At 58.2% G+C, this 26,856-nt stretch carries 21 protein-coding genes and 3 pseudogenes; 11 read left to right on the top strand and 13 right to left on the bottom strand.

Features of this window, described 5'->3' with window-relative positions; all coding sequences use genetic code 11:
* Positions 1 to 43 precede the first annotated feature (43 nt).
* Both BFP99_RS34010 and BFP99_RS34005 read left to right on the top strand, forming a co-directional pair.
* Positions 44 to 811 (top strand): annotated as a pseudogene (locus BFP99_RS34010) (PAS domain-containing protein); the annotation flags it as partial.
* Positions 812 to 814: 3 nt separating this feature from the next.
* Positions 815 to 1,399, top strand: coding sequence for a methyl-accepting chemotaxis protein (locus tag BFP99_RS34005; RefSeq protein ID WP_249226984.1), 585 nt, complete (start codon positions 815 to 817; stop codon positions 1,397 to 1,399).
* 52 nt (positions 1,400 to 1,451) lie between these two features.
* On the opposite strand, the gene BFP99_RS07805 is transcribed toward BFP99_RS34005, so the two are convergent.
* Positions 1,452 to 2,774 (bottom strand): OprD family porin, encoded by a 1,323-nt coding sequence (locus tag BFP99_RS07805; RefSeq protein WP_065947013.1) that lies wholly within the window; start codon positions 2,772 to 2,774, stop codon positions 1,452 to 1,454.
* Positions 2,775 to 3,150: 376 nt separating this feature from the next.
* Complete coding sequence (locus tag BFP99_RS07800) at positions 3,151 to 4,020, bottom strand: isocitrate lyase/PEP mutase family protein (RefSeq protein WP_065927560.1); 870 nt, start codon at positions 4,018 to 4,020, stop codon at positions 3,151 to 3,153.
* Positions 4,021 to 4,321: 301 nt separating this feature from the next.
* On the opposite strand from BFP99_RS07800, the gene BFP99_RS07795 reads away from it, so the two are divergent.
* A complete protein-coding gene (locus tag BFP99_RS07795; RefSeq protein ID WP_065927559.1) occupies positions 4,322 to 5,278 on the top strand; it encodes an ABC transporter substrate-binding protein in 957 nt (318 codons plus the stop codon).
* A 22-nt stretch (positions 5,279 to 5,300) separates the two neighbouring features.
* Positions 5,301 to 6,626, top strand: coding sequence for an LLM class flavin-dependent oxidoreductase (locus BFP99_RS07790; protein WP_065927558.1), 1,326 nt, complete (start codon positions 5,301 to 5,303; stop codon positions 6,624 to 6,626).
* Between the two features lie 34 nt (positions 6,627 to 6,660).
* On the opposite strand, the gene BFP99_RS34000 is transcribed toward BFP99_RS07790, so the two are convergent.
* The 6 genes and pseudogenes from BFP99_RS34000 to BFP99_RS07765 form a co-directional block, all read right to left on the bottom strand.
* A complete protein-coding gene (locus BFP99_RS34000) occupies positions 6,661 to 7,416 on the bottom strand; it encodes a methyl-accepting chemotaxis protein (protein ID WP_370671279.1) in 756 nt (251 codons plus the stop codon).
* A 102-nt stretch (positions 7,417 to 7,518) separates the two neighbouring features.
* A pseudogene (locus tag BFP99_RS33995) lies at positions 7,519 to 8,307 on the bottom strand (cache domain-containing protein); the annotation flags it as partial.
* Positions 8,308 to 8,390: 83 nt separating this feature from the next.
* A complete protein-coding gene (locus tag BFP99_RS07780; protein WP_370737645.1) occupies positions 8,391 to 9,635 on the bottom strand; it encodes an OprD family porin in 1,245 nt (414 codons plus the stop codon).
* A 100-nt stretch (positions 9,636 to 9,735) separates the two neighbouring features.
* Entirely contained in the window at positions 9,736 to 11,040 is a 1,305-nt protein-coding gene (locus tag BFP99_RS07775) for a CitMHS family transporter (protein WP_065947011.1), read from the bottom strand.
* A 134-nt stretch (positions 11,041 to 11,174) separates the two neighbouring features.
* On the bottom strand, positions 11,175 to 12,488 hold the full coding sequence (locus BFP99_RS07770) for a dicarboxylate/amino acid:cation symporter (protein ID WP_065947010.1): 1,314 nt from the start codon (positions 12,486 to 12,488) through the stop codon (positions 11,175 to 11,177).
* A 44-nt stretch (positions 12,489 to 12,532) separates the two neighbouring features.
* Positions 12,533 to 13,615 (bottom strand): 4-oxalomesaconate tautomerase, encoded by a 1,083-nt coding sequence (locus BFP99_RS07765; RefSeq protein ID WP_065927553.1) that lies wholly within the window; start codon positions 13,613 to 13,615, stop codon positions 12,533 to 12,535.
* A 165-nt stretch (positions 13,616 to 13,780) separates the two neighbouring features.
* Here BFP99_RS07765 and BFP99_RS07760 point away from each other — a divergent pair, with 165 nt between their 5' ends.
* Complete coding sequence (locus BFP99_RS07760) at positions 13,781 to 14,671, top strand: LysR family transcriptional regulator (protein WP_027605835.1); 891 nt, start codon at positions 13,781 to 13,783, stop codon at positions 14,669 to 14,671.
* 21 nt (positions 14,672 to 14,692) lie between these two features.
* Here BFP99_RS07760 and BFP99_RS07755 read toward each other — a convergent pair whose 3' ends face one another.
* Positions 14,693 to 15,598 carry a LysR family transcriptional regulator gene (locus tag BFP99_RS07755; RefSeq protein WP_027605836.1) on the bottom strand — a complete coding sequence of 302 codons (906 nt, stop codon included), beginning with the start codon at positions 15,596 to 15,598 and terminating at the stop codon, positions 14,693 to 14,695.
* Between the two features lie 97 nt (positions 15,599 to 15,695).
* Here BFP99_RS07755 and BFP99_RS07750 point away from each other — a divergent pair, with 97 nt between their 5' ends.
* The 4 genes from BFP99_RS07750 to BFP99_RS31785 all read left to right on the top strand — a co-directional run bounded on the left by BFP99_RS07750 (position 15,696) and on the right by BFP99_RS31785 (position 20,376).
* Complete coding sequence (locus BFP99_RS07750; protein ID WP_065947009.1) at positions 15,696 to 16,484, top strand: SDR family NAD(P)-dependent oxidoreductase; 789 nt, start codon at positions 15,696 to 15,698, stop codon at positions 16,482 to 16,484.
* 211 nt (positions 16,485 to 16,695) lie between these two features.
* Positions 16,696 to 18,096 (top strand): aspartate aminotransferase family protein, encoded by a 1,401-nt coding sequence (locus BFP99_RS07745; protein ID WP_065947008.1) that lies wholly within the window; start codon positions 16,696 to 16,698, stop codon positions 18,094 to 18,096.
* 56 nt (positions 18,097 to 18,152) lie between these two features.
* Entirely contained in the window at positions 18,153 to 19,520 is a 1,368-nt protein-coding gene (locus tag BFP99_RS07740) for a glutamine synthetase family protein (protein ID WP_065947007.1), read from the top strand.
* 178 nt (positions 19,521 to 19,698) lie between these two features.
* Positions 19,699 to 20,376, top strand: a complete 678-nt coding sequence (locus BFP99_RS31785) for a dTMP kinase (RefSeq protein ID WP_083221153.1) — start codon at positions 19,699 to 19,701, stop codon at positions 20,374 to 20,376.
* On the opposite strand, the gene BFP99_RS07735 is transcribed toward BFP99_RS31785, so the two are convergent.
* Positions 20,329 to 22,110, bottom strand: coding sequence for a sensor domain-containing phosphodiesterase (locus BFP99_RS07735; RefSeq protein WP_065947006.1), 1,782 nt, complete (start codon positions 22,108 to 22,110; stop codon positions 20,329 to 20,331). The two genes, BFP99_RS31785 and BFP99_RS07735, sit on opposite strands and share 48 nt — an antisense overlap.
* 276 nt (positions 22,111 to 22,386) lie before the next feature.
* On the opposite strand from BFP99_RS07735, the gene solA reads away from it, so the two are divergent.
* Positions 22,387 to 23,571: an N-methyl-L-tryptophan oxidase gene (gene solA, locus BFP99_RS07730; RefSeq protein ID WP_065947005.1), complete on the top strand. Its 1,185-nt coding sequence runs from the start codon at positions 22,387 to 22,389 to the stop codon at positions 23,569 to 23,571.
* A gap of 259 nt (positions 23,572 to 23,830) precedes the next feature.
* On the opposite strand, the gene BFP99_RS07725 is transcribed toward solA, so the two are convergent.
* Positions 23,831 to 24,580, bottom strand: a complete 750-nt coding sequence (locus tag BFP99_RS07725; protein ID WP_065947004.1) for an SDR family NAD(P)-dependent oxidoreductase — start codon at positions 24,578 to 24,580, stop codon at positions 23,831 to 23,833.
* A 99-nt stretch (positions 24,581 to 24,679) separates the two neighbouring features.
* Between BFP99_RS07725 and BFP99_RS07720 the strand changes: the two genes are divergently transcribed.
* On the top strand, positions 24,680 to 25,039 hold the full coding sequence (locus BFP99_RS07720; protein ID WP_027605843.1) for a winged helix-turn-helix transcriptional regulator: 360 nt from the start codon (positions 24,680 to 24,682) through the stop codon (positions 25,037 to 25,039).
* A 97-nt stretch (positions 25,040 to 25,136) separates the two neighbouring features.
* On the opposite strand, the pseudogene BFP99_RS07715 reads toward BFP99_RS07720, so the two are convergent.
* Both BFP99_RS07715 and BFP99_RS07710 read right to left on the bottom strand, forming a co-directional pair.
* Positions 25,137 to 25,520, bottom strand: a pseudogene (locus BFP99_RS07715) (response regulator); the annotation flags it as partial.
* 2 nt (positions 25,521 to 25,522) lie between these two features.
* Positions 25,523 to 26,851 carry an ATP-binding protein gene (locus BFP99_RS07710; RefSeq protein WP_065927545.1) on the bottom strand — a complete coding sequence of 443 codons (1,329 nt, stop codon included), beginning with the start codon at positions 26,849 to 26,851 and terminating at the stop codon, positions 25,523 to 25,525.
* Between the last annotated feature and the right edge of the window lie 5 nt (positions 26,852 to 26,856).

Raw genomic sequence — 26,856 nt, 5'->3', positions numbered from 1 at the left:
GCGAGTCAAGACACAGGTTTTTCCGCACGGCTGAGGGCTCGTCATGTTCAATACAACACTCAAAACCGAACTGGCGGCCAGGACGGCCGAAGTCACCGAGTACAAAGGACTGATCAGCGCCCTGGAACGCTCCATGGCGGTAGTCGAATTCGACCTCAACGGCAAGGTCCTGCGTGCCAACGATAACTTCCTGAAAACCCTGGGCTACAGTCGCGACCAATTGGCGAGCAAATCCCACCGGGACTTTTGCTTGCCGGCGCTGACCAACAGCCCCGCCTACAGCCAGTTCTGGGGTGAGCTCAAGGCCGGTAAGTTCGTATCGGGCACCTTCAAGCGCGTGGATGCCCACGGCAAGACCGTCTGGCTGGAAGCCAGCTACAACCCGGTGCTGGATGAGCGTGGCCAAGTGCTGAAAGTGGTCAAGTACGCCCTGGATGTCACCGCCAAAGTCGAACAGGAGGCGGCGACCCGCAGCAAACTGGCCGCAGTGGATCGGGCCATGGCAGTGATCGAGTTCGACTTGAACGGTCAGGTGCTGGACGCCAACGAGAACTTTCTGCACGTCATGGGCTATACGCTGGCCGAAATCAAAGGCAAGCACCACCGCCTGTTTTGCGAACCCAGCCTGATCAACAGCAGTGAGTACACCGACTTCTGGCGACGCTTGAACAACGGTGAATTTTTCACCGGGCAATTCAAACGTCTCGGCAAGCATGGCCGTGTCGCGTGGCTGGAGGCCAGTTACAACCCGGTCTACGACGGCGACGGCACGCTGATCAAGATCGTCAAGTTTGCCAGTGACATCACTGAACGCGTGGAAAAGTTCGAGGAAGACTCACGCGGCGCCTCCCGGGCCTACCATATTTCCTCCGAGACCGAGCGGTTTGCCGAGCACGGTACCCAGGTGATCCAGGATACGGCGACAGAGATGCGCCGGATCGCCGAGAACATCGGCGCATCGGCGCGTCTGGTCGGGCAATTGGGCGAGCGCTCCGAGCAAATTACCGCCATCGTCAATACCATTCGAGGCATCGCCGACCAAACCAACCTGTTGGCCCTCAACGCGGCCATCGAGGCTGCCCGTGCGGGCGACCAAGGGCGTGGTTTTGCCGTGGTGGCCGATGAGGTCAGGCAGTTGGCGGGGCGTACCAGCCGCTCTACCGCGGAAATCGCCGAGATGATTGGCATGATCCTGTCGGAAACCCGCGACGCGGTGGCCAGCATGAGCTCCACCCAAGAGGGCGCGCAACGCGGTGTGAACCTGGCGGACCAGGCGGGTTCGGTGATTTTGCAGATTCGCACCAGCACCAGTGATGCGGTGCAGGCTGTGAGTATGTTTGCGTCGAAACTGGATGAGTCGGAAGTGATTCCGAAAACTGCCGTCGGCTGGGTAGGCTGATCGCGTCTTAGGCGTGGAGAGGGAGCCATTCCCTCTCCTGACAAAGCTCCCTTTACAGCAAGGTGAACGGGTAGTCGACGATCACCCGTAGCTCATTCAAGTCACCATCGCGCTGGTCGGCGTTGGACGCCACGATGGCATCACGCACGCGCAACGACAGGTTTTTTGCCGGGCCACTCTGGATCACATATTTGGCCTCCACGTCCGTCTCGTGATGGGCGCCGTCGGCACCGTAATCGCCGGCATAGGCGCTGTTGACCGGGGTGTGGGTGCCGTTGATGTCCGAACCGTTGATATAACGGCTCATGAAACTCAACCCCGGCACGCCATAACTGGCCATGTTCAAGTCATAACGAATCCCCCACGACTGCTCGCCCGGCCCGTTGAAGTCGCCCCACTGCACCGAGTTGGCCAGGAACACCGAATCGCCACCTTCACCCGCGCCGTTGTTACCGGTGCCGATGTAGTCAAAGGGCGTGTCGCCGTGCACCTTCTGGAACGACAGCGTCAGCGTGTGCGCCTGCAGGAACGAATAGGCCGCCGCCACCGAGTAGGCGGTGTTGTTGATCGCGCCGGCCTTGGCGGCGCCGGTGTCGAGGGTGCGGTACAGGTTGCCGTCCAGGGCCAGGGATTGGTCATGGGGAAGGGCGATGACGTAGTTGAGGTTGGTGTAGTACTGGCGCCAGATGTCTTCCAGTTCGCCGGCATACAGTGTCGCGCTCAGTGACGGGGTGAAGGTGTATTTGCCGCCGACAAAGCTCGCGCTGTTGGCCGCCACGTTGGCGTAGGTGGCGTAAATATCGTGGTCATGGTTGCTGGTCATGCCGCTGTTGGTGCTGGTGAAGTGCCCGGCTTCCAGGTCCAGTCCGCTGATTTCGCTGCTGGTGAGATCAAAGCCGGTGGCGGTCTGCGGCAGCAGGCGGGTGCCGCCGGTGGCGAAGACCGGCGCGGTGGGCTGCATGTCACCGAACTTCAACTGGGTCTTGGAAATTTTGAGTTTCACCGCAGCACCGACGGAACCGTAGGCATTCTCGGGATCGCCGTGCCGATCGGTCGGCAGGTCGCCGGTGCCGGCGTCCGCGTGGGTAGCGTCGAGTTTCAGCGCGCCGTAGGCGTAGGCATCCACGCCAAAGCCGAGGGTGCCCTGGGTGAAGCCCGAGGCGTAGTTGAGCATGGCGCCCTGGGCCCAGTCGCGGTTGTCGGCCTTGCCGCTCGCACGGTCGCGGTCGAAGTAATAGTTGCGCAACAAGCCGGTGACGCTGCTGCCGTCGATAAAACCCTTGGCATCGGCCTGGTCCGTGACGGACTCGGCAAACGCCACGGGGCTGATACTGGCGCACACCGCCAGCGCCAACAGGCTCCACTGTTTAATCATGTTATTAACTTCCCCGGAATAATGAACGCGCACAGAAACGCCGCACTGTCTGGCAGGCGTACACGCTTGTATGGGCAGAGTTTTAAAGTGAGGCGTTACGGTTTCTTATTGTCTTCGACGGGTTTGTCGAAGCTGACTCCAGGCAGAGTTTGCGCGGCCTGCAGGTGTGCCGGGGATGAAACTCGATTAATTAAACTTCACTATTTTTAATCGGCGGGAGGTGTAGCGTGGGGACTGTCTTAGCCGCTCTGCTTCGACAATACCCTTTGGTTACCGCCGTAGTTGCTACGGCGGATTTTTTTCCATGGGGAGTTTTTAAGTTGAACTAACAAGGGCGAGGGCGCTGGAGTAATTGGCCCCTTACTCCACGCAGTTATTACTCTTCCACGTCCATGAACTCCTTGGCCCACGCCACGTAACTTTCAGGCAGCGTGTAGGTATGGGTCAGTTCCGTCGCACTGAGGTTCGAGGTGCTGTGGGTCAGCTGGCGCTGGGCACGGAGGCTGTCGTAAGTAGCCTTGATCGCCGCAAAGTACGCGCCATGGCCGGCAACCACCACGCGCACGCCCAAATCCGCCAAACGCTGGGCGTCGTTGAGCTTGGGATTGCCGTAGGTCACCAGCATCAGCGGCACGGTGAGGTTTTCCGCGATCTTCTCCAGGTGCTCGAAGTCGCTGACACCCACCATGCAGATGCCGTCGGCACCGGCTTTCTGATAAGCCCGGGTGCGCTCGATCACCGCTTCGGTGGACAACACGCCGGCGTTGGTCCGGGCGATGATCGACAGTTCAGGATCGACACGGGCTTCCAGGGCGGCGCGGACCTTGCCGATGCCTTCCTGGATGGAAATCAGGTCGGTGGATTTACGCCCGAATTGTGCAGGCAGCAGCGTGTCTTCAATCGTCAATGCCGCGACGCCGGCGCGCTCAAGCTCTTCGACGGTGCGCATCACGTTGAGTGCATTGCCGTAACCGTGGTCGGCATCGGCAATAAAAGGCAACTGGGCGACGCGGCCGATACGGGTGGCCTGCTCGACGAACTCACTCAGCGTGATCAAGGCAAAATCGGGCGCCGCCAATACCTGCAACGACGCGACTGACCCTCCCAGGATACCCACCTCAAACCCCAGGTCTGCCGCGATACGGGCGGACATGGGGTCGAATACGGAAGCGGTTTCAACGCAGCTCGGCTTGGCCAGCAATTCGCGGAAGTTGCGGCGCAGCGTCGAATGAGATTTTTTGGGCATGTTCTTTCCTGGCTCTGGTCATCGTCACGTGACGATCTATGTCTATTCGTGGTCGCGCGAGATTACCATGCAGGCGGGTCGGGGATTATGACGTTTGAGCATGGGGTATGCTGGAAACAGATGGTGCATGCCGGCCTTAAAATGCTTATTTCGCATTATTATAGAATTACGTTATGCATTATAAGAAGTTTACAGCGGCCGATCCGGTCCTTATGGTGTGGGCAGATTATTCCTGTGAACACTATCGAGACCGTACGCGCGGATCGACTTGAACGGCCTGACAAGGCATCTGGAGACGAACGTGCGTTACCTGACGAGACTGGCGGCCGGGTTGGCGGCCGTATTGCTGTGCCTGACCGCGAATGCGCAAACGCTGGTGGTGGGCGACCAAAGCTACAACGCCCAGGCCGCGATGGAAGCGGCGGGGGTGCTTGAAAACCTGCCCTATACCCTTGAATGGAAGCAGTTCACTGCCGGGTCGCCGGTTGCCGAAGCACTCAACGTCGGCAGCCTGGACATTGGCTTGCTGGGTGATGCGCCCGTGCTGTTCCTGGGCGCATTAGGCGCGCCCATCAAAGTGATTGCGGTCAGTCGGCAAAATCTCGACGGCGTGGCCATTCTGGTGAAAAAGGATTCGCCGATCAGGAGCCTTGCGGATCTCGCGGGCAAACGTGCGGCCATCTGGAAAGGCTCCTGGAGCCAGCAACTGCTGTTGACTGCGCTGGATAAAGCCGGCGTGCCACGAGACTCACTGGAGTTGCGCTACCTCAGCGCGCTGGACGCCTCCCATGCGTTGGAAGGCGGTTCGGTGGACGTTATCGCCACCTGGGAACCTTACGTTACGCAGCAGGAACGCCAAGGTGCGCGGGTGCTCGCGACGGCTGACGGATTGATTCCGGCCCAGAGCTTCATTGCAGCCAACGCCCGTGCCGTCGAAGCCAAGCGTGTGCAGATCAGCGATTTTCTCCTGCGACTGAAAAAGGCGCGTGACTGGGCTCGCCAAACCCCGGCCAACACCGACGCCTATGCCGATGCGTGGGCCAGGCGTACGCGTGCGGACGCCGGTATAGCGCGCGCCTGGTTTGCCCGCGCGCGCACCACCGTCGAGCCGGTGACTGCCCAGTCGCCAGCAGAGGCGCAAAAAACCGTGGACTTTTTTGCCGGCCAAGGGCTGGTCAAACCGTACCCGGCAGCCAATCTGTTCGATCAGTCATTCGCGGCGTCCTTGCAGCCAGCCGTCGCTGATAACCAGCCGTGAGGCGTCAAGGAATACTCTGGACATGACCAACAGACAGCTCAAACTGGGTGCCTTGACGATGGGCAGTGGCGGGCCGGGTCGCCATAACCTGTGGCTCGATCCTCAATTACCGGCCGACGCCAGCGTCAACGTCGATTGGTACATCGATATTGCGCGTCAGGCCGAGGCGGCGTTGTTCGACTTGATGTTTATCGTCGACAGCCAGTTCATCACACCGGGGTCGCCCTCCCATTATCTGAATCGGCTGGAACCGCTGACGCTGCTCTCGGCACTGGCTGTGAGCACACGCCATATAGGCTTGGTCGGTACGCTGACCACCTCTTACAACTCGCCCTACAATGTTGCGCGGCGCCTGGCTTCACTGGACCTGATCAGCAAAGGTCGTGCGGGATGGAACGTGGTGACCAGCGGCGATGCCGGCACGGCAGGCAACTACAGCCGGGACGAACACTACGATTACGACACGCGCTACGGCCGAGCGGCTGAACACGTCCAGGTTGTGCAGGGCTTGTGGAACTCCTACGAGGAAGATGCCTTCGTGCGCGACCGGGCGACCGGGCAGTTTCTCGACCCGAGCAAACTGCATCGCCTGAATCACCAGGGCGAGCACTTTTCGGTGGTCGGCCCGCTGAACATCCAACGCTCACCCCAAGGCCAGCCGGTGATATTCCAGGCCGGTGATTCGCCCCAGGGGCGCGAGCTGGGTGCCGCCACCGCCGATGTGATCTTTACCCATGCCGCCAGTATCGAGCAGGGCCAGGCTTTCTACCGCGATATAAAGGGCAGGGCAGCACAAAGGGGGCGCGACCCGGAGCAGATACTGGTCATGCCTGGCGCTGAAATTTATGTCGGCGACACGGATGAGCACGCCCGTGAAATCGAGCAGCACTACCATCAGGTCGACCACAGCTTTGAACTCGCACTGAAGGAATTTGGACGTAACTTTGGCTGGCATGATTTCAGCCAGTACGACCTCGATGCGCCGTTTCCCCAGGCAAGCCTCGAGTCTGCGCGCAGCAGCTTTTTTACCGCAGCCAAACGGATTGCCGATCAGGCGCGCGAGAAAGGTTTCACGTTGCGCCAGGCCGTAGAGTTTGGTCGCCAACTGCGTCCCGGCGCATTCGTGGGCACTGCTGACACGGTCGCGCAGAAAATGGCCGACTGGTTCGAGGCCCGCGCCGTGGATGGCTTCAACATCTACATCGGGCACCCCGAGCAATTCAAGCGTTTTACCCAAGACGTCATACCGTTATTACAGGCCCGTGGCGTGTATCGCAAAGCGTATGAAGGGACGACCCTGCGCGAAAGCCTGGGGTTGCCGATTCCGCGCTTTGAGCGCCGCAGTTAGTGCCTCAACGCCCGGCGCACAGAAAACACAGTGGTTAAATCTTGAATTGCCTCAACAGGCCTTCCAGGCGATGACCGATGGCGTACAGCTCATCGACCGTGTGTACGCCGCTTTGGGTCTGGTCTGCGACGTTTTCAATCGCGCGGGCTATCTGGTGGACACTGCGATTGATGGCCTCTGCAACCGACGTCTGCTCTTGCGCGGCGCTGGCGATGTGCGCGTTCATGGTGTTGATGGTAACGATCAACTCGACCGCCTTGCCCAGCGACTGCCCGGCTTGTCCAGCGTGCAGGCTGGCGCCATGACCTGCTGCGCCGGAGTGACTCATTGCAGTGACGACCTTGGTGGTGGCCTGGTCAAGGCGCTCGATCATCGCTTGAATTTCCTGGGTGCTGAGTTGCGTCCGGCTTGCCAGCGCGCGTACTTCGTCGGCAACCACGGCAAATCCGCGACCTGCATCCCCGGCCCGGGCGGCTTCGATCGCGGCGTTGAGTGCGAGAAGGTTGGTTTGCTCGGCGATCGAGCGGATTACATCCAGCACCGTGACAATGCCTGCTACATCGCCTTGCAGGCTTTTCAGCGAGGCGCCTCCCGCGGACAGGTCCTCGGTCAGGCTTCCCAACCGGGTGATGCTTTCATTGACGACCTGCCTGGCGTGCTGGGCCTGCACATCGGTTTCGCCCGCTGCCTCTGAAGCGCTCTGGGCACTGTTGGCGACCTCTTGCGCCGCAGATGACATCTGATTGATTGCTGCAGCGACTTGATCGGTTTCCTGGCGTTGCTGTTCCATGACCTGATCGATGCATTTGCTCTGTTCGGCCACCTGGGTCACGGATGTATTCAATTCTCTGGCCATGCCGACGATCTGGCCGACCAGCCCATGAATCTTATCGGCGAAGGCATTGAACGACACGGCCACCTGGCCGAACTCGTCGCGGCTGATGGGTAAGCGCCGTGTCAGATCGCCTTCGCCCGCGGCGATCTCATCGAGGTGCTCGCGAATCCGCGAGAGGGGACGCAGGCTGCTTTTAACCATTAACACTGCGAGCACACCGGTGATCCCGAGCGCAATCAAGGCAATGACGGTTATCCCGTAGACCAGGCTGCGCACACGCTGATGGATTTCCCCTCGTACTTGGGCAACCTGGCTTTCGATTCGGTCGAGATTGATCGCGGTGACCACGACCATGTCCCAAGCTGGCAAGTAAAAGCTGTAAGCCAGCTTGGGAGCGACTTTATCCGTATTGATCAGGGCCCCCGAATAGTTGACGAAGTGGCTGTCGTTCTTCGCTGCGGCAACCATTTCCCGATTCAGGTAAATCCCGTTCTTGTCTTTGCGGTCACTCATGTTGGTGCCGACGCCTTCACTGCTGTCACCACGAAACAGGCGCACGACCTGACTGTCGTAACCGATAAAATAGCCGTCGTCCCCATACTTCATTTTCGACAGTCGCGCGATCGCCAGCGCACGCGTTGCGGTGTCCCCCGTCTCGGCCTGCGCATACAGCTCCGCTACCGAGGTTCGGGCAAGGTTGGCGTAGTCTTTCAAGCGTTCCCGGCTTTCATCCAGCAGGCGTTTCCGGGTCGCCGTGACTTCCTGCTCGGCGCTCGACAGCAAGGTGGTGCTCGTTGTCAGCGCCAGCACCGTGGACAACAGCACCACCGGAGTCAGCACCAGCATCAGTACTTTGTTTTTAAACAGCATGCGTGGGGTTCCTCACCTGAATCTGTAGGAAAGCGGCCGCAAGGGCCGCGATCGTCGACTTACCAAAGGGCAATGTCATAGGTGAGGTAGAGGCGATTACTGTCGCGGCCGCGGGAGAACTCAGAGCGGTAGACATAGTTGCGCATGCGTACGCCCAGGCCCTTGAACGTGCCGGCTTGCACAACGTAAGCCAGCTCGGTATCCCGCTCCCATTCCTTGACTGTGGTGGTGGACTTGCCGTCATTGCCGCTCAGGTAGCGCGTTGAGAAGGTCAGGCCGGGCACGCCGACGGCGGCGAAGTTGTAGCCATAGTTGAGCATCCAGGTCTTCTCGTCCTCCTCAATGAATTTGCCGATGCCGGCATTACTGAACGAGTAGACGGTCGCGCCGCTGATGTAGGGTAATCCGGCATCACCGCGAAGGGCCTGGTAGCCGCCACCGAGGGTATGGCCTGAGATCACGTAGGACAACTGGCCGTTGAACATGTCATTGTCGATTTTGCCTGCGTAGGCCGAGCCGCTATCAACGCTGTTGAAGTAGCGCAGGTCGCTGGTCAGCACGCCGCCGGCCAGCGGCAGGTCATGCTGGATGCCAGCGAAGTTCTGTCGGTAGAAGTGCTCGAGTTCCCCGTAGAAATAACTCAAGCGCAGGTTTTTGCCCCATTTGTACTCAGCCCCGGCGTAGTTGAAATCTCCGGATCTTTCCCCGCTGTAGCCATCAGGCACGATCGGCACGCTGTTGGTGGAGTCGCGCAGTTTGAAACGGTCCAGATGCCCGCCGGTCACGGTCAGGTTCTCGATGTCGCTGCTGCTGACCTGGGTGCCCTGGTAGGTCTGGGGCAACAAGCGCGCATCGTTGTAAATCAACACCGGCGTCTTGGGCAGCAAGGTGCCGTACTTGACAGTGGTTTTGGCGAACCTGGCTTTTGCCGTAGCGCCGGCGCTGGCAAACTCGCCGGCCGCCCGCCCGTCATCATGCACCGGCATGAGCCCGGTGCCACTGCGCCCGCGCCCTGAATCGAGCTTTACCCCATAGAGCCCCAGGGCGTCCACGCCGAAGCCGAGGGGGCCCGCAGTAAATCCGGACTGATAGTCCAGCAGAAATCCCTGGGCCCACTCGGTGCGTTCGCTTTTTGCCGTTCTGGCGGCCCGCGCACTCAAGCCGTGCTCGTCGCGAAAGTTCTCGTTGAAATACACATTGCGCAGTTGCAGCTTGAGCTTGCTGTCATCAATAAAACCTTCGGCGTTGGCCGCCGCGACGGGTACCAGGCCTAACGCGCAAAACAAAGCTCGACGGGTATACATAGGGTTCATGGCAAATGACTCGTTGTTGTTATTTGGGGTACAGGTCGGCACGCGCCTCGTGAGTGACGCGCGCTGGAAGGCAGCAGGGGTTATGGGTGGATCAGGTGAACAGGCTGATGGCCCCGGTCAACAAGGCCAGGGCGGTAACGACCAGGGAAGTCAGCACGGCCCATTTGACGGTGGCCTTCTGGAAGTCGCCGATATCGCGATCGACCATGCCCACCAGCAACAGGGTCGAGGCCACCAGCGGACTCATGAGGTGAACAGGCTGGCCCAGGATCGAGGCGCGGGCGATTTCGACCGGGTCGATGCCATAAGCGGCGGCGGCATTGGCCAGGATCGGCACCACGCCAAAATAGTAGGCGTCATTGGACAGTACAAAGGTCAGCGGCATGCTGGTGATCGCAACCACCAACGGAAACAGGTGGCCCCAGGATGGCGGGATCCAGTCGACAAGGGTCTGTGCCAGGGCATCCACCATCTTTGTACCGGAAAAGATCCCGGCAAAGATCCCGGCGGCAAATACCAGCAACACCACGGTCATGGCGTTGCCCGAGTGCGCCAGGATGCGTTCTTTCTGAATGTCCAATTGCGGGTAGTTGATCATCAGCGCGAGCACGAAGCCGATCAGGAACAGGATCGCGGAATGCATCAGCCCCATCACCAGTGCCACCATCACCGCGATCACCAGCACCAGATTGACATAGGCCCGCTTCGGACGTTTGTGGGGCGTGTCCTCGAGAATCGCATCGATGTAGCAATCGCCGCCGCCGCTTTGCAGTTGCACGTTGCCGATACGCTTGCGCTCTGCGCGACCCAGTATGAAGGCCGTGAAGATCACCCACAGGGCACCGCCGATCATGGTCGGCAGCAACGGCACGAAGTACTCGCCGGCATCCAGGCCCAGCGCGGCAATAGCCCGTGTCGCAGGGCCTCCCCAGGGCGTCATGCCACTCATGATGCTCAGCGACAGCATGGAGAGGGTTGCCAGGATCATCGGGTTCATGCCGATGCGTTTATACAGCGGCAGCATTGCGGCGCAGGTGATCATGTAGGTCGTTGTGCCGTCGCCGTCGAGCGCTACCAGCAACGACAGCAGGGCCGTGCCTACGGCGATCTTCATCGGGTCGCCATTGACCCTCTTCAGGATTTTGCGGATCAGCGGGTCGAACAGGCCTGCGTCGATCATCAGGCCGAAGAACAGGATCGCAAACAGCAGCAACGCGGCAGACGGGGCGACCATTTTCAGGCCGTCGAGCATCATCTTGCCGGTGGTGCCGCCAAAGCCGCCGATCACCGCGAAGACGATGGGAACCACGGTGAGCGCGACGATGGGCGACAAACGCTTTGTCATGATGAGATAGGTGAATACGACCACCATGGCCAAGCCAAGGAAAGCGAGCATAGGACGATTCTCTTGTTGTTATCGTAAAAATGGCTGACGCCGAGGCGCACGCGCCCTGACCCGCCGGGCGGCACAACGCGCCTGGCGGGGAGGGGGGGCAGTCAAGTCAGGGGGGAAGCGTTATCCGGTTGTCTCTAGACGCGTTTGGCGTCCTTCAGGTCGTCCCAGGCTTTTCCCGGTGCGGCAGAAGATTTTGCGTCGAGCATCCGGTTCAGCGTTTCGCGGTGGCAGGCATTTTCAGACATCGAAATCACCACCGTCGCTACCGCGTTACTGGCCAGACTGGTCAGGGCGCGGGCTTCAGACATGAAGCGGTCAACACCGATCAGCAATGCCAGGCCGGCCAATGGGATGTCGTGAATGACCGTCAGGGTCGAGGCCAGTGCCACGAACCCGCTGCCGGTAACCCCGGCGGCGCCTTTGGAGGACAGCAGCATGATCGCCAGCATGGTGATGATCTGCGTCAGGCTCAGATCAATGTTGCAGGCCTGGGCAATGAAAATCGCCGCCAACGACAGGTAGATGGCCGTGCCGTCCAGGTTGAACGAGTAGCCGGTGGGCAGCACCAGGCCGACGACGCCTTTTTTGCAGCCCAGTGCCTCGAGTTTCTCCAGCATGCGCGGCATCACCGGTTCCGTGGAGGAGGTGCCGAGTACCACCAGGAACTCTTCCCGAAAGTAGCGCAGCAGCTTCCACAGGCTGAAACCGTTGGCGCGGCAAATGCTGCCCAGTACCACGAAGACGAAAAAGCCGCAGGCGATGTACAAGGTCATGATCAACTTCGCCAGCGAACCCAGCGAGGTGATGCCGTACTGGCCGACAGTGAACGCCAAGGCCCCGAAAGCGCCGACCGGTGCAAAACGCATCAGGTAGGAAAAGATCTTGAAGACCATTTGCGAGGCGGATTCGAGCACGTCGAGTACCGGTTTGCCACGCTCGCCCAGCGACGACAAGGCAAAGCCGGACAACACCGCGATAAACAGCACCGGCAACACTTCACCTTTACTGAAGGCGCCGATAAACGTCTCGGGAATGATGTGCATGAAAAACTCCACCACTCCAAGCTTTGCGGCCGACTCCGTGTACTGGGCCAATCCTTTGGTGCTCAGCTGGCTGGGATTGATGTTCATGCCGGCGCCCGGCTGGAACACGTACACCGCGACCAGGCCAATCACCAGGCTGATCACCGTGAGGACGAAGAACAACAGCATGGTTTTGCCGAGCAGGCGCCCGAGGGAGCGCTTGTCGCTCATCCCTGCGATGCCGGTGACGATGGTGCAGAACACCACGGGCGCAATCATCATCTTGATCAGTTTGATGAACGCGTCACCCAGGGGCTTGAGTGCAATGGCCTGCTGGGCCCAGAAATGCCCGACCACGATGCCGAGCGCCACGGCGCAGAGGATCTGGAAGTAGAGCGATTTAACAACTTTCATGGCATCACCCATTTTTAGAATTGTGCGGATGCAAAAATGCCAACGACTATCGGAATTTATCCGGCAAGGCGCTGCGAGTCAGTGGCGTAGACGTAGCCGGAGAAAAGCCTGCGGGCGGTGCGTACGACTGAAGCCTGAATTGTCTCACCGTTGACGCCGGTGTAGGACAATACGACATCAATCCCGCCGCTCGGGTGTTCGATACGCACCGCTTCTAGGCGCGGCGTACTGATCCCGCCGAGCATCTGCGCGACGATGCTGCCTTCGATCACACACGCAGTGGCCAAACCAATCGAGCCCGTAATGGCGAGCGCGCGGTGGCAGTTGTGCGGCATGAAGTAACGAACCTGGAGCGTGCCCCCCGCTTTCGCGGGCGAAACCAGTACCGGCTTGGGAATCACTTTGTCGCTGACATCGCCCAGGCCCATGGCCAGGCCGGCCTGCAGCCGCAGCGTCTCAAGGCGTCGCAGGAATTCCTTATCGGCGTCCAGTTCCGCCGGGCTCTCATCGCCACGCTTGCCCAGTTGGCTGGCTTCGACAAGCACCATGGGCATTGCCATGTCGATACAGGTCACCGCAATGCCATCGATCACGTCCTGCGTGTTACCGGTGGGAAAGAGCTTGCCTGTCTTGCTGCCGGCTGCGTCGAGGAACGTCAGTTGCACCGGTGCCGCCGTACCGGGCACGCCATCAATGGCGGTATCGCCCTCGTAACTGACTTTGCCATCCGGCGTGTACACGTCGGAGTGAATAAAGGTGCCGGTATTTAGGTTGCGAATGCGCACACGGGTGCGCTCCGGGGTGCCTTTGACCAGACCCTGCTCGACGGCGAACGGGCCCACCGCGCACAGCATGTTGCCGCAGTTGGGTGCGCTGTCGACCCTGCGTTGTGAAACCATCACTTGAACGAACAGGTAATCAACGTCCGCATCCGGGTGCAGCGAAGGGCTGACAATCGCAACCTTGCTGGTTTGCGGGCTGCCACCGCCGATGCCGTCGATCTCCAGTTCATGACCGGAGCCCATCAGGTTGAGCAGCAGTTCGTCGCGGGCTTCAACGGCGGCGGGCAAATCCCAGTCGAGAAAAACCGGACCTTTCGAGGTGCCGCCGCGCATCAGCACACAGGGAATTCTTTGCATGATACTGACTCTTGTTGATCAATCGGTGTAATTGATGTTCTTGGAGCAAGAGTCTCAAGCTTTAAAAAATGTTTCAAATGCAAAGATTGAAGAGATTATTGCGTTTTGCGAATGATAAATTTACGCTGAGTTTCCTTTTGACGCCTTGTGCGGGTGAGATAAGACATGGAATATGAGCTGAATGACATTCGATCCTTCGTGAAAATCGCTGAACTTGGCAGTTTTCACGAAGCAGCCGATGCCTTGCACCTGTCTCAACCGGCACTCAGTCGCCGAATTAAAAAACTGGAAGAGGGGTTGGGCACCTCGTTGCTGGATCGCACCACGCGTAAGGTCAGCCTCACGAGTGTCGGTCGTGACTTTCTTCCAAAGGCACGTCGGTTGCTGGATGACTTCGATGAGTCGATTCTCAATATCCGTGAGCTGGCCGAACGCCAGATTGGCCGGGTAACCTTGGCGTGTATCCCTACTGCGGCTTTCTATTTCCTGCCATCAGTCATTCGCCTGTACAACGAGCGCTACCCAAAAATCCGCATCCGCCTGCTGGACTTGAGCGCCAATGAGGGGCTTGAAGCGGTGCTGCGGGGGGAGGCCGACTTCGGGATCAACATGATGAGTGGGCAGCATCCGGACATTGAGTTCGTGCCCCTGGTCAGCGAGCCTTTCGTATTGGCGTGCCGGCGTGATCATGAGTTGGCTGGACGCAGTTCGGTCACCTGGTCCGAATTGAGCGATTACCGTCTTATCGGGGTAGGGCGCCTGAGCGGCAACCGCATGCTGCTCGATCACGCGTTGTCGGGCTTGAGTTGGCGGCCGCAATGGTTCTACGAAGTCCAGCACCTCTCGACTTCGCTGGGCCTGGTGGAGGCCGGCCTTGGGGTTTCGGCGATGCCGAGCCTGGCCATGCCGGCTGAAGATCATCCAACCTTGGTCAGCGTCCCGTTGATCGAGCCGGTTGTGAACCGCTCCTTGGGCTTGGTTTACCGCCGGGGAGCATCGCTTTCGCCGGCGGCGGAAAAATTCGTCTCGATACTGCTTGAGCAGTGGCCTCAATGAGCCATACGGCTGGTTTTTTTCTCAAACACGCCGCGGCTCGTCCTCGACAATCTTGCGCATCAGGCTCAGGTAGCGACTCGCTGCCAGCCCCAGGGGACGGTTCTTTACCCAGATGATATCGACCCATAGCCGCATCTGACTCGGCATGTTGTCAAACACCACCTCCGTCAATGCGCCCGAACTGATCAGAGGTTGTACCAACGGCTGTGGAAGATAAGCCCAGCCCAATCCTTGCTGGACCAGATCCAGCGTTGCCAGGTAATTGTCGCTGTGCCAAATCCGCCGTGACAGCACAACACGTGGATCAGAGTCTGTAGGCCCTCCAGTAGCCACGATGATCTGCCGGACGTTGACCAGTTGCTCTTCACTCAAGGGGCTTTTCTTGCCGGCGGCCGCAGGATGATCCGGAGAGGCAACGGCTACCAACAATTGGCTCCCCGCTTCAAGAAACGTCTCCCGCTCGTCAAGCCCTGGTCGTTCAAATCCAAGGGCCAATTGCACCCGCCCTTCATGGAGCATGCGCATCGCCTCCGGATGGGACGCGGAGCGAATCTCGATTTCAAGCGTGGGAAACTCCCTGGCGATAATGGACAGCGGACGATTCCATACGCCTGTCTGCAACTCCGGCGCCATCGCAAGGACCAAGCGCTCCTCCAACCCCTGATGAAGCTGGAGCGCATGGGCGTCCAGCAAGTTTAACTGGCTGGCGACCTGTCGTGCCTGGGGCTCAAGTGCTTTGGCGGCTGCCGTAGGAATGGCTTTGCGGGTTGATCGGTCAAAAAGCAATAAATCCAGCTCGGCTTCAAGCTGCGACACCGCCATGTTGATGGCCGAGGGTACCCGCCCCAATTTGCGTGCGGCGGCAGAGAAGGAGCCGCTGTCGACAACCGCAAGGAAAACTTTCAGTGACTCACTGGTGAACGCCATGGCAGTTGTCAGATTTTCTGATGATGATCGTCTTTATTTATCAGATTTATTAGCCTAATTTCCACTTCTATTCCAAATTAAGTACGTGGGGAACACCATGTTAAATACTGATTTGAGGGGGCACGTGGCACTTGTCAGTGGTGCCGGCAGTGAAGCGGGTATTGGCATGGCGATCGCTCGCAGGCTAGGTGCAGCGGGTGCGAGATTGATCATCACCGCCAGTAGCCGCCGCATCGAGGAACGCGTTAAAGAGCTGCTCGCAGAAGGGTTTGAAGTTGAGGGCAGGGCAGTTGACCTCACCGATGAACGTCAGGTGCGTGAATTCGGCCTCTGGGCGGTGTCGGTCTGGGGGCGGGTCGATATTCTGGTGAATAATGCCGGCATGGCCATGCAAGGCAGCCCTGAGGTTTTCTCGGAATTGGCGAGCATGGAACTGCATGAGTGGAATCTTTCACTGGCCAGAAACTTAACCACCGCTTTTCTTCTGACGCGGGCTGTTTTGCCCGGTATGAGGGCGCGAAATTACGGGCGCATTGTCAATATCAGTTCCACCACGGGCACCCGCGGGAGCAACCCCGGCGAAGCCGCTTATAGCGCTGCCAAAGCCGCGATGGTGGGCATGAACATGGGACTGGCACTTGAAGTCGCCAAGCACGGGATTACCGTCAACAGCGTGGCGCCCGGATGGATCACCACGGGCTCAACCACGCCGGTTGAAGCAGAGGCGGGGCGCTTTACCCCGATCGGGCGGGCGGGCAGTCCCCACGAAGTGGCGGCGGCGGTTGCATTTCTGGCGTCTCCAGAATCCAGTTACATCACCGGTGAAGTTATCGTGGTCGATGGCGGTAATTGCCTGGTCGAGAATAAAGCCCCTCACTCCGGTTAATGACGTTTGAATGAATATCTGCGCGATATATCAAGGCTATATGTCAGCCGGCACTGTAAATAGTTAAAGCCAACGCCCACGTTATAAGTTTGCGGAGCGATATTCACCCAATATTCGGGAGCTGATGCTGCACCTGGAGAATGATGGAGTGTGGCTTATCTATACGGCGATGAAGTTTAACTAATGTGATACTTAATAAAGGGTTCTAATCATGTCGAACAGTGGAGTTCGTGAATCAGCGATTGCTGCCTTTACCGCAGCCGAGCGTGCCCGGTTTATAGAAAACAACCCAACGTCGATGGCGCTGGCCAAGCGTGCCAAGGCGGCGCTGTTCAACGGTGTGCCCATGCACTGGATGAGCGATTGGTCGATGCCTTCGCCGCTCTTTGTCCAGCGTGCCAAAGGTGCCCGCTTCACCGACGTCGACGGTCATGACTACATAGACTTTTGCCTCGGCGACACCGGCACGATGTTTGGCCATTCACCTGATCCTATCGCCCGCGCCATAGCCGAGCAGGCGAACAATGGCTTGACCACGATGCTGCCCGGCGAAGATGCGGTGGTCTGCGCAGAGTTGCTGGCCCAGCGGTTTGAGCTGCCTTATTGGCAAGTTACCGCCAACGCTACCGACGCCAATCGTTATGTGCTGCGCTGGGCGCGCGCTATCACCCAGCGCAATGTTCTACTGGTGTTCGACGGCTGTTATCACGGCACCGTGGATGACGTGATGGTCCGGTACCGAGAGGGCAAGACCGTGCACCGTTCGGGCCTGGTGGGGCAAGCCTACGACTTGACCCAATACAGTCGATCCATTCCCTTCAACGATGCTGCTGCACTGGAGGCTGCTTTAGCTCAGGGCGACGTGTGCGCGCTGATGTGCGAGCCGGCGATGACCAATATAGGCATGGTCCTGCCCGATCCGGGGTTCATGCAACAGTGCCGCGAGCTGACGCGAAAATACGGCAGCCTGTTGGTCATTGATGAGACCCACACTATTTCTACCGGCATCGGTGGATGCACGCGCCAATGGGATTTGAAGCCCGACTTTTTCGTAGTGGGGAAACCCATCGCCGGTGGCGTGCCTTGCGCAGTCTTTGGCATGACCGAGCACGTTGCGTTGGCCATGCACGATGCGCAGAAAAGCATCAGCGAAGAGAGCGGCGGGCATGGCCACAGTGGCATGGGCACCACCTTGTCCGCCAACGCACTGGCGATGCGCTGCATGCGCGTCAGTCTCGAAGAGGTCATGACCGAGTCTGCGTACCAGCGCATGTTGCCCCTGGCCTCAAGACTGGCCCAGGGATTTCGAGCGTTGTTCAAGCGGCACCAATTGAACTGGTCGGTAACCGAGTTGGGGGCTCGTTGTGAATTTCAATTCTGTGCCACACCGCCAAGAACAGGTGCGCAAGCCGAGGCGGCTTTTCATGACAGCCTTCAAATGGCGCTGCACCTCTATCTGATCAATCGCGGGATCCTGATCACGCCTTTTCACAACATGACCCTGTGCTGTCCGCAAACAAGTGAAGGGGATGTCGACAGGCTGATCGGTGAGTTGGATAACGCGCTGACCACGCTGCTTGCCCTACCTGGAGCGCGGGTTATCTCTTCATAAGTTCCATTGTTCTTGAATACTGTCCAGTCGCTTGAATAAGCGCCGAGAGGTTTGATATGCAATTTGCTGATAAAAAAGAGGCCGAAATTTATCTGGCCGCCCACCCTGAAGTGCTGAGCATCGAGTTGTTCCTTATTGACGCGAATGGTGTTCCGCGAGGAAAGCTGCTGCATCGCGACGAACTGTTGGCGATCTACGCAAACGGTCGGCCGCTGCCAAGCTCCATTCTCGCCTTGACCGTGCAGGGTGAAGACGTCGAAGACACAGGCCTGGTCTGGGATGTCGCCGATGCCGATTGTTGGACATACCCCTTGGCGGGAAGCCTGACCCTGCAACCCTGGCGCACCAACCCCACCGGTCAGGTGCAGGTGAGCATGCACCCGACCCAAGGTATTCCCGCCGCACCGGCGGACCCGCGACACGTACTGGTGCATGTCATTGACCGACTGAAAGCCGATGGTTTCCACCCGGTAATGGCCGTTGAACTGGAGTTTTACTTGCTGGACCAGCAACGCGATGCCAACGGTCGGCCGCAGCCAGCACTGCAGACCAACGGCGTCCGTCCCCAGGCACCGCAGGTTTATGGCCTATACGAGTTAGAACAGCTGCAACCTTTTCTTGATGACCTCTACGCTGCGTGCGCGCTACAAGGGCTGCCCGTACGCACAGCCATCTCCGAGTACGCTCCAGGCCAAGTCGAGTTGACCCTGGAACATCGTTTCGACGCACTCCAGGCTATTGATGAAGGCGTACGCTACAAACGCCTGGTCAAAGGTGTCGCCAACAAACATGGGCTACAAGCGTGCTTCATGGCCAAGCCGTTCAGTGACCAGGCCGGGAGTGGCATGCATTTGCACGTCAGCCTGGCCGACGAGGAGGGTAACAACCTGTATGCGAGCGAAGACCCACAGGGTACGCCACTGTTGCGTCACTCAATTGGCGGGATGATGGCGACCTTGTTTGACTCACTGGCGATATTTTGCCCCCATGCCAATTCATATCGCCGGTTCCAGACCGGCAGTTACGCGCCGTTGGCCAAAAGTTGGGGCGTCAACAATCGTACGGTGTCGTTCCGCGTGCCCGGCGGCCCTGCACTAAGTCGACATATCGAACACCGCATTTGCGGGGCCGACGCCAACCCGTATCTTGCCGCCGCCGCATTACTGGCGGGGATTCACTACGGCATCACCCATCAAAGCGATCCCGGCCCGGCGATCGTGGGAAATGGGTATGAGCAGGCGACCGATTTTCTACCCACCGACTGGCTGACCGCGTTGCAGGCCTTGCAGGATTCAACGTGGGCACGCGAGGCGCTGGGCGCCGAATTCCTAAAGGTGTATCTGGCGATCAAATGGCGCGAGTTCCGTCACTTCAACGCTGAGGTCGGGGAGCAGGACTGGCGCTGGTACCTCACTCACGCATGACTGATGGGCGATAACCGATGCTCATCAGCGGTTGTCAGCGTGGATTTGGGACCCGTGAGTCGAAACAAGGGTAGAGTGTTCATCACTTTCTGTTCATAACGGCCTTCGCGTAATCGCACTGAGCGGTTCCAGCGTCCGGACAGGGCAAAAAAACGGTATATCAATTGTTAAGTGAAGAATGAATCGTCCGCTGTTTGTTTCTCTGGATGGGCCCAAGGGCACCGGCAAAACCACGCTGTTGGAGGCCGTTACGAAAGCACTGAGGGCAGACAACAAAAAGGTGATCCGGCTTTGCGAGAGAAAAAGCGATCCCTACCGGGAGGGAACAATGGCGCTTGTTAACCAGCTCGTCAGAAGTCCCTCCCGGGAGCTGGAGCTGCGGGTGTGTGAACGCTTTGCTGACAGCCGTGCCTGGATTTCCCGGCAGGTGCTGGCTAAACAGCCACCAGGCAGCATCATCCTGATCGATCGCTGGTACCCGTCGGATGCCGCGTTTCGCCGGATAATTCCGTTTGCAGAGATCCTGCAATTGAACATTGATCGAAACGTGCGAGTGCCAGACCTGCATGTCGGGATTGTCACCGCCCCTGAGATTTCATGGGCGAGGGCAGCGGCACGACGGCGTGGGCTGAGCAGCACGGTGATCCATAAGCTGGAAGAACATAGCGCGTGTACCCAGGCATTCGAGCGAGCGATTGCAGATCACGGTTGGGTTGTATGTCGTAATGAAGGCACGATCGAGGACGCAACGATGCAGGTGGTGTCCGCGATCTATAGAGTCCTTGCTTGCGCGTCCCCGGCAGTCATTCTACGGGCCCCGACCTCCATCGATTCCTTGTGCTATCCAGGCTTCTAATGCCTCGGCGCTCATAGGCTTGGCTATCAAATAACCCTGTGCTTCGGAACATCCCCACTGTATTAACAGGTCCAGGATTTCTTGATTTTCTACGCCTTCTGCAACCACCTGGTAGCCGAGCCCCTTAGCCAGTCCGATCAGGGTTTTAACCAGTTGCTTGTCATTTTGATTGCTGCCCAGCCCGCTGATCAGAGATTGGTCAAGCTTGACGGTATTAGCCGGGAGCTCCTTCAAATAAGCCCAGTTGCTGTAGCCGGTGCCAAAGTCATCAACAGCAACCTCTACGCCAAACTTACGGACACGCTCCAGTTGCCGGATGACTTCTTCAGGGTTGGTCATGAGCATGCTTTCGGTAAACTCAAGTTCAAAGCCAGCGGGGTCCAGGCCGTGCTGTTGAATCTCATGGATCATCGCGTCGACGAATTCGGCGCTTTCAAGATCGCTGACGGTAATGTTCATCGCTATCCGCAGGCGCACACCTTGCGCTTTCCAAATAACCGCTTGCCGGATGATTGCGTTGAGCACCCACAATCCAACAGAGGGTATGAGTGCGGTTTTTTCAGCCAAGGGTATGAATTCAGCAGGGCTGATGGGCCCCAGTAAAGGATGTGTCCAACGCAATAGTGCTTCTACTGAATGACACCATCCTGAGGGCAGTTTGATTTTTGGCTGGTACACCAGGCTGAACTGTTTGTCGGCGCTGACCGCCTCCGGCAACGAACTCAACAACATGAACGCGCGTTGTTGAGCCGCATCAAAATGGGGTTCATAGCGCGACCATCCCAGCCTGCGGTCACGCGCCTCATCCGCAGCGCTGACCACCAGGCGAAGCCAGTCTTGCTGGAGACCTGAGCTATGAATAGGCAGGACGCCAATCCCGACTTGCATGAGTATGGGGATGGCGTGGCATTCGACAGGCTTTTTGAAGTCCTTGAGGATGTTTTCACAAATGTGCTCGGCCGTTTGATCCTCCTCAAGGAGAAAACCAAACCGCGTCGGGCTAATTTTATAAAGTAGACACTGTGGCGGTAATAGTTTTTGTAGGCGCGCTTTGATTGCCAGGACCAAGTCCGTGGCAAAACTGTAACCCAGCGCCTTCACGATATCGTTGAGGAACTTTGGCGAGATGATGTCAACCGCATACGCTTGGCACGCGCTGTGGGTCTTGAGCGCTTGGCGTATATCCTCCTCAAACCGGAGTCGATTAAATAACCCTGTGGGTTGGTCGACGAAGTTTCGAGCGCGCGTGCTGTGGATGCGCATCATCACCAGTTCAGCAAAACCGCTGAGCATCGCACTATCACGCTCACTCATAGCGGCGCGTGAGACTGTATCAATGATGCACAGGCTTCCCAGCGTAAAACCCTCTTCGGTAATCAGTGGGGTGCCCGTGTAATAACGAATATACGGAGGCCCCGTTACCAGGGAATTGTCTTTAAAACGGGGATCAAGCGTCGCGTCCAATACCTCCAGCGGGGCGTTATCCAGCGTCGAGTAAGCGCAGAAGGACACTTCTCGTGGTGTCTGCGTCTCTTTAAGCCCTACGCGCGCCTTGAACCATTGCTGATGCTCATCGACGATCGAGATCAGCGCTATGGGTGCGTTGAAGTAAGCAGAAGCCATCTCGACGATTTTATCGAAGACAGTATCGTACTCGCTGTCAGCTGGACAAAATTTCGCGACCTCTTTAAGCCGTTCAATTTCATTCGGCGGAATAGGAGCGCCTGCGCCCATGACAATCCTCGGAGTGGCTGTGTTTATGTGCACGGTATCAGACAGTGCCATCATTATGATGTTGTTTTTTCTATTCCTCTGATAGCTCAGCGGTATGCAGGCAGGCGGCCTCTCCTGTGTTGCCGGGAGAGGCGCGTGTTTGGACTCAGCACTGCCTAGTATTGCAGCAACAGAGCGGCCGGTGATGCTCGGTTGATAATATGCATATGCTCTTTTAGTCGTTGATTCTTAACCGGTTTCACTTTCAACTGGCTTCTTTTTGACAGGTGAGCGTTGATGTCCGAGCGGTGTGATGTAGTGGTATTGGGGTTGGGGGCCATGGGGGCCGCTACGGTGTATCAGTTGGCGAAGGCGGGTGCGAATGTTGTGGGTATCGACCGCCATCACCCACCTCACAACCTGGGCTCCAGCCATGGCGATACGCGTATTACCCGGCTTTCGGTGGGTGAGGGCGCGCAGTACGTTCCCATTGTGCGCAATTCCCACCGCATCTGGCGCGAGCTTGAGCAATTGTCAGGGGAGTCGCTGTTCGAACAGTCGGGTCTATTGGTTCTGAATTCGAGTCCCGAGTTTGACCCCAACGATAAAACCGACTTCACATTGCGCACCATCGGCCTAGCGCAGGCCTATGGCATCGAGCACGACGTTTTATCCGCCGAACAGATTCGCCAGCGCTTTCCACAATTTGCCAACGTCCACGACACTGCCATCGGCTATTTCGAGCCAGGTGGAGGTTTTGTACGTCCTGAACGTTGCATTGATGTGCAGCTCAAGTTGGCCGAGCAACACGGAGCAATCCTCTACAAAGGCGAAACCGTCACAGGGATTAGCTCGAATGAGCAGGGAGTCCATGTCACTACGAATCTGCGCACGCTCTTTGCAAATAAGCTTGTGATTAGCGCCGGCAACTGGAGCGGCAGTTTGCTGGGCGAGCCGTTTGACAGCCTGCTCAGCGTCTACCGGCAGAAGCTGTTCTGGTTCGGGCTGGAGGAGGGCGCCGAGTGGGTGGATCACTCACCGACGTTTATCCTCACTCACGGCCGTGGCGACGACAAAATCAACTACGGCTTTCCCGCATTACACGGCGAGGGCAGCCTGAAAATCGCCACCGCGCAATACCACACTACTTCATTGCCGCACACAATGGATCGTACGGTCTCGCCGGCGGAAGAGCGGGACATGTATGAGCACCAGGTGCGCGGCCGCATCGTCGGTGTGACCTCGAACGTGGTCAAGTCTGCTGTCTGCGCCTACACCGTGACGCCGGATCGCCATTTCATTATCGATGAGCATCCGTCGTGGCAGCACACCTTGGTGGTGTCCGCCTGCTCCGGTCACGGCTTCAAACATTCCGCCGCGTTGGGCGAGGCGTTTGCACAGTGGTGCATACGCGGTTCGACCGACTTGGATCTCTCGTCTTTCTCCCTTAAACGCTTCGAGCGCTATCATGGCGATACCTGAGTTACATCCAGTGGCTGCATGAAATTAAGGGTGAAGTCCGCGACGTGAAGCCGGATTCACGGTGCCGAGTACGTAAGCGTTCCGGGAACACACCCATGAATCTTGATTCACTGAGAAGTATGTTCATAAGTAGGCGACGAGAGCTGGAAGTGGCTGAGCCTGACATATGATTTAACATAATATACATTATGCGTAATACAATGTTACGTAATGAGGGGCAGTGCCCGTCAGATTCCAACAGGCAAAGCCCCTCTCTGGTTCAAACCTGAGCGAACCCTCCATCCACAAACATTTCGCTGCCGGTCATGAAACTGCTGTCGTCCGACGCCAGGAACAATGCCGCCGCCGCAACTTCTTCCGGTTGGCCGATACGGCCCAGTGGCAACTGCGCCGTCATGTCATCAATGATTGCATCCTTCTGGCCGGTACTTGAAAGCGCCAGGTCCAGGCCCGGTGTCGAGATTGGTCCCGGTGAAAGTACGTTGACGCGAATACCGCTGCCTTTCAAATCCAGCGCCCAGCTCCTGGCGAAATTACGCAATGCGGCTTTCGTGGCGCTGTACACGCTGAATGCCGGTGTGCCCATGGTGCCGGTGGTCGAACCTGTGAGGATCACCGAACCGCCGGCGTGCATCAGTGGCAGCGCTGTTTGCACGGTGAACAGTGTGCCTTTGACGTTGATGCCGAACGTGCGATCGAACGACTCTTCGGTGATCGACCCGAGCGGCTGGAAATCCCCCAGGCCTGCATTGGCGAACAGCACGTCAACGCGACCTTTGACGCTTTTGATGTGGATGAAAATGCGCTCCAGGTCGTCCAGCCTCGAGATATCCCCTTGAATGGCGATCGCTGTAGGCCCGATCAGGCCCAGCGCCTTGTCCAGTTCTTCCTGCCTGCGTCCCACAATCACCACCTGTGCACCTTCCGCTGCAAAGCGAATGGCGGTTGCCAGGCCAATACCACTGTTGCCACCGGTGATCACTGCAATTTTCCCGTCGAGCCTGCTCATGGTTAACTCCGAAGAATGTTGAGGCCCAACTCTAGATCCAGACTATTCTTTTGAATAGTATGCACCTTTTAGTAAGTACCCCTTTGGAGCACCCATCACATGGCGAACAACACCTTCAATTGCGGGCTCGAGGCTGCCCTGGCGGTGATTGGCGGCAAATGGAAACCGCTGGTCCTGTATAACCTGGCGCGACATGTTCATCGGTATGGCGAGTTAAGGCGTGCGATTGGCGGCGTGACCGACAAGGTGTTGATCCAGCAACTCAAGGAATTGGAACGCGACGAAATCATTGCGCGGATCGACTTCCAGGAGATCCCGCCCAAGGTCGAGTATTCCCTGACACCCTTCGGGCAGTCACTGGCCACTGCGCTGGGCGCGTTGTGCGTGTGGGGCACTGAACATATGGACACCGTCGAACGCATCAGCGAACGGCGTATCAGCGCCCTCGCCCAGGCCTGAGCCCTGCCCCGATAGCCAACTCAACTAAATGACTATTTAGTTGAGTTATAGGCTTGGCGACGAATTCGCCGGGTTACGCTCAACGAGCACTCTTCATTTCCAGAGCCTGATCGAGAGTGAGCTTGAGCTCTTCATCATTCCAGGGCTTGCTGATGTAACGGAACACATACCCATCGTTGATTGCCTGCGTGATCATGCTCATATCGGCGTAGCCGGTCAGCAGGATATTCACGCAGTGCGGATCGCGCCTATGCACCTCGCGCAGCAAGGTCGGCCCGTCCATGAACGGCATGCGCGCGTCGCAGACGATCAGGTCGACCGCGTGTTGTTCGAAAAGGCTCAGCGCCTGGGCCCCGCTCGTGGCCAGCAGCAAGTCGTAAGGCTTTACGCGCAGCAGGCGCCGAAGGCTGTTGAGGATACTTTCCTCATCATCCACCAGCATGACGGTGTGTCGTTTTTCGCAGGAAGGCAACGTATCCATGATCAGCGTCCTTCAACGGCGCAGGTAGAGACAGCCTCAATTACCGGCTGGCGTAAGGGTAACCAGACGCGGAAGCGACTCCCCCTGCCCGGCTCACTGTCGACGGTGAGGCGTCCATGGTGCTTGACCATGATGCTGTACGACAACGACAGGCCAAGGCCCGACCCCATGCCCACCGGCTTGGTTGTGAAGAACGGTTCGAATATCCGGTTCTGGATTTCAAGGGGAATGCCATGGCCGTTGTCGGCGATTTCGACGAAGACTCCACCGTCCTCCCTGCCGCTGCTGATGGTGATTTCGCCGTCGGCGCCCACGGCATGGCTTGCATTGATGAGCAAGTTCAGGAAGACCTGGTTGATCTGTGAACCCATGCATTCGATGGGCTCGACATCGCCGTAGCACTTGATCACCTGAGCCTTGAACTTGATCTCGTTCCAGATAACGTTGAGGGTACTGTCGAGCCCCTTGTGCAGGTCGGCCAACTGCCATTCGTAACTGTCGACGTGGGAGAACTCGCGCAGGTCCTTGACGATGCGTGTGACCCGGTCAAGGCCGTCGACCGACTCGGCCAGCAGGTCGTCGATGTCCTGGCGCATGAAGGTGTAATCCATCTTGTCCCGCATCACCGCAAGCTCGGGATGAGCGCTGGCATGCCTGTCGTCGGTCGCCTGCTCATGGGCTTCGAGCAGCGCGAAGATGTCCACCAGGTAACGACGCAGGCTGTTGACGTTGGAGCCGACAAACCCGATCGGGTTATTGATCTCGTGGGCCACGCCTGCAGCAAGTTGCCCTATCGCCGCCATTTTCTCGGACTGCAGCAACTGCGCCTGTGCGTCTTCGAGCCGCGCGATCAGCAGCGCCTGGGCGCCCTTCTCTTCTTCCAGCAACTTGTTAAGGTGCGTCAGCTCAAGTTGACGGGCAGCGGTATCGGTCGTGTCACTGATGGCCAGGCCCACGCCAAGATTGCTGCCATCGGCGTCTTGCACCGGGAAGAAGGTGCAGTTCTGATACATGTGCCGGACCATGCCACTGATGGGCCGAGTACTCTCGAAATTGAACAGGTGCGGCCGCTGCTGCCATGACGTGAACGCAAAGTTTTGCAGGGTGATGACGCTGTTGATCTTCTGCCGGGTCCAGGCCTCCGGCAGCTCCGGAAAGGCTTCGAACAACGTACGGCCGACCAGTTCTTCCGCGCTGCGGCCACTGTTGATGGACATGAAATGGTTAGAGAACAGCACCTTGCAGTCCTGGTCGACCAGCAATACGCCCATGTTGATGGCCTTGAGCATCGACTCAAGGGTTTCCCGGGAAATTGCCTTGATGTCTGTCATGAAGA

The sequence above is a fragment of the Pseudomonas sp. 1 R 17 genome (genome assembly GCF_900067035.1).
GTDB classification, from domain to species: Bacteria; Pseudomonadota; Gammaproteobacteria; order Pseudomonadales; family Pseudomonadaceae; genus Aquipseudomonas; species Aquipseudomonas marginalis.
Note: the sequence above shows the minus strand (reverse complement) of the source record. Positions and strands in the feature narration are given on the sequence as shown.

Excerpts from the sequence above, each read along its gene's own strand:
- BFP99_RS07805 (WP_065947013.1), bottom strand. The coding sequence starts at position 2,774 with ATGATTAAACAGTGGAGCCTGTTGGCGCTGGCGGTGTGCGCCAGTATC.
- BFP99_RS07800 (WP_065927560.1), bottom strand. The coding sequence starts at position 4,020 with ATGCCCAAAAAATCTCATTCGACGCTGCGCCGCAACTTCCGCGAATTG.
- BFP99_RS07790 (WP_065927558.1), top strand. The coding sequence starts at position 5,301 with ATGACCAACAGACAGCTCAAACTGGGTGCCTTGACGATGGGCAGTGGC.
- BFP99_RS34000 (WP_370671279.1), bottom strand. The coding sequence starts at position 7,416 with ATGGAACAGCAACGCCAGGAAACCGATCAAGTCGCTGCAGCAATCAAT.
- BFP99_RS07780 (WP_370737645.1), bottom strand. The coding sequence starts at position 9,635 with ATGTATACCCGTCGAGCTTTGTTTTGCGCGTTAGGCCTGGTACCCGTC.
- BFP99_RS07775 (WP_065947011.1), bottom strand. The coding sequence starts at position 11,040 with ATGCTCGCTTTCCTTGGCTTGGCCATGGTGGTCGTATTCACCTATCTC.
- BFP99_RS07770 (WP_065947010.1), bottom strand. The coding sequence starts at position 12,488 with ATGGGTGATGCCATGAAAGTTGTTAAATCGCTCTACTTCCAGATCCTC.
- BFP99_RS07765 (WP_065927553.1), bottom strand. The coding sequence starts at position 13,615 with ATGCAAAGAATTCCCTGTGTGCTGATGCGCGGCGGCACCTCGAAAGGT.
- BFP99_RS07760 (WP_027605835.1), top strand. The coding sequence starts at position 13,781 with ATGGAATATGAGCTGAATGACATTCGATCCTTCGTGAAAATCGCTGAA.
- BFP99_RS07755 (WP_027605836.1), bottom strand. The coding sequence starts at position 15,598 with ATGGCGTTCACCAGTGAGTCACTGAAAGTTTTCCTTGCGGTTGTCGAC.
- BFP99_RS07750 (WP_065947009.1), top strand. The coding sequence starts at position 15,696 with ATGTTAAATACTGATTTGAGGGGGCACGTGGCACTTGTCAGTGGTGCC.
- BFP99_RS07745 (WP_065947008.1), top strand. The coding sequence starts at position 16,696 with ATGTCGAACAGTGGAGTTCGTGAATCAGCGATTGCTGCCTTTACCGCA.
- BFP99_RS07740 (WP_065947007.1), top strand. The coding sequence starts at position 18,153 with ATGCAATTTGCTGATAAAAAAGAGGCCGAAATTTATCTGGCCGCCCAC.
- BFP99_RS31785 (WP_083221153.1), top strand. The coding sequence starts at position 19,699 with ATGAATCGTCCGCTGTTTGTTTCTCTGGATGGGCCCAAGGGCACCGGC.
- BFP99_RS07735 (WP_065947006.1), bottom strand. The coding sequence starts at position 22,110 with ATGGGCGCAGGCGCTCCTATTCCGCCGAATGAAATTGAACGGCTTAAA.
- solA (WP_065947005.1), top strand. The coding sequence starts at position 22,387 with ATGTCCGAGCGGTGTGATGTAGTGGTATTGGGGTTGGGGGCCATGGGG.
- BFP99_RS07725 (WP_065947004.1), bottom strand. The coding sequence starts at position 24,580 with ATGAGCAGGCTCGACGGGAAAATTGCAGTGATCACCGGTGGCAACAGT.
- BFP99_RS07720 (WP_027605843.1), top strand. The coding sequence starts at position 24,680 with ATGGCGAACAACACCTTCAATTGCGGGCTCGAGGCTGCCCTGGCGGTG.
- BFP99_RS07710 (WP_065927545.1), bottom strand. The coding sequence starts at position 26,851 with ATGACAGACATCAAGGCAATTTCCCGGGAAACCCTTGAGTCGATGCTC.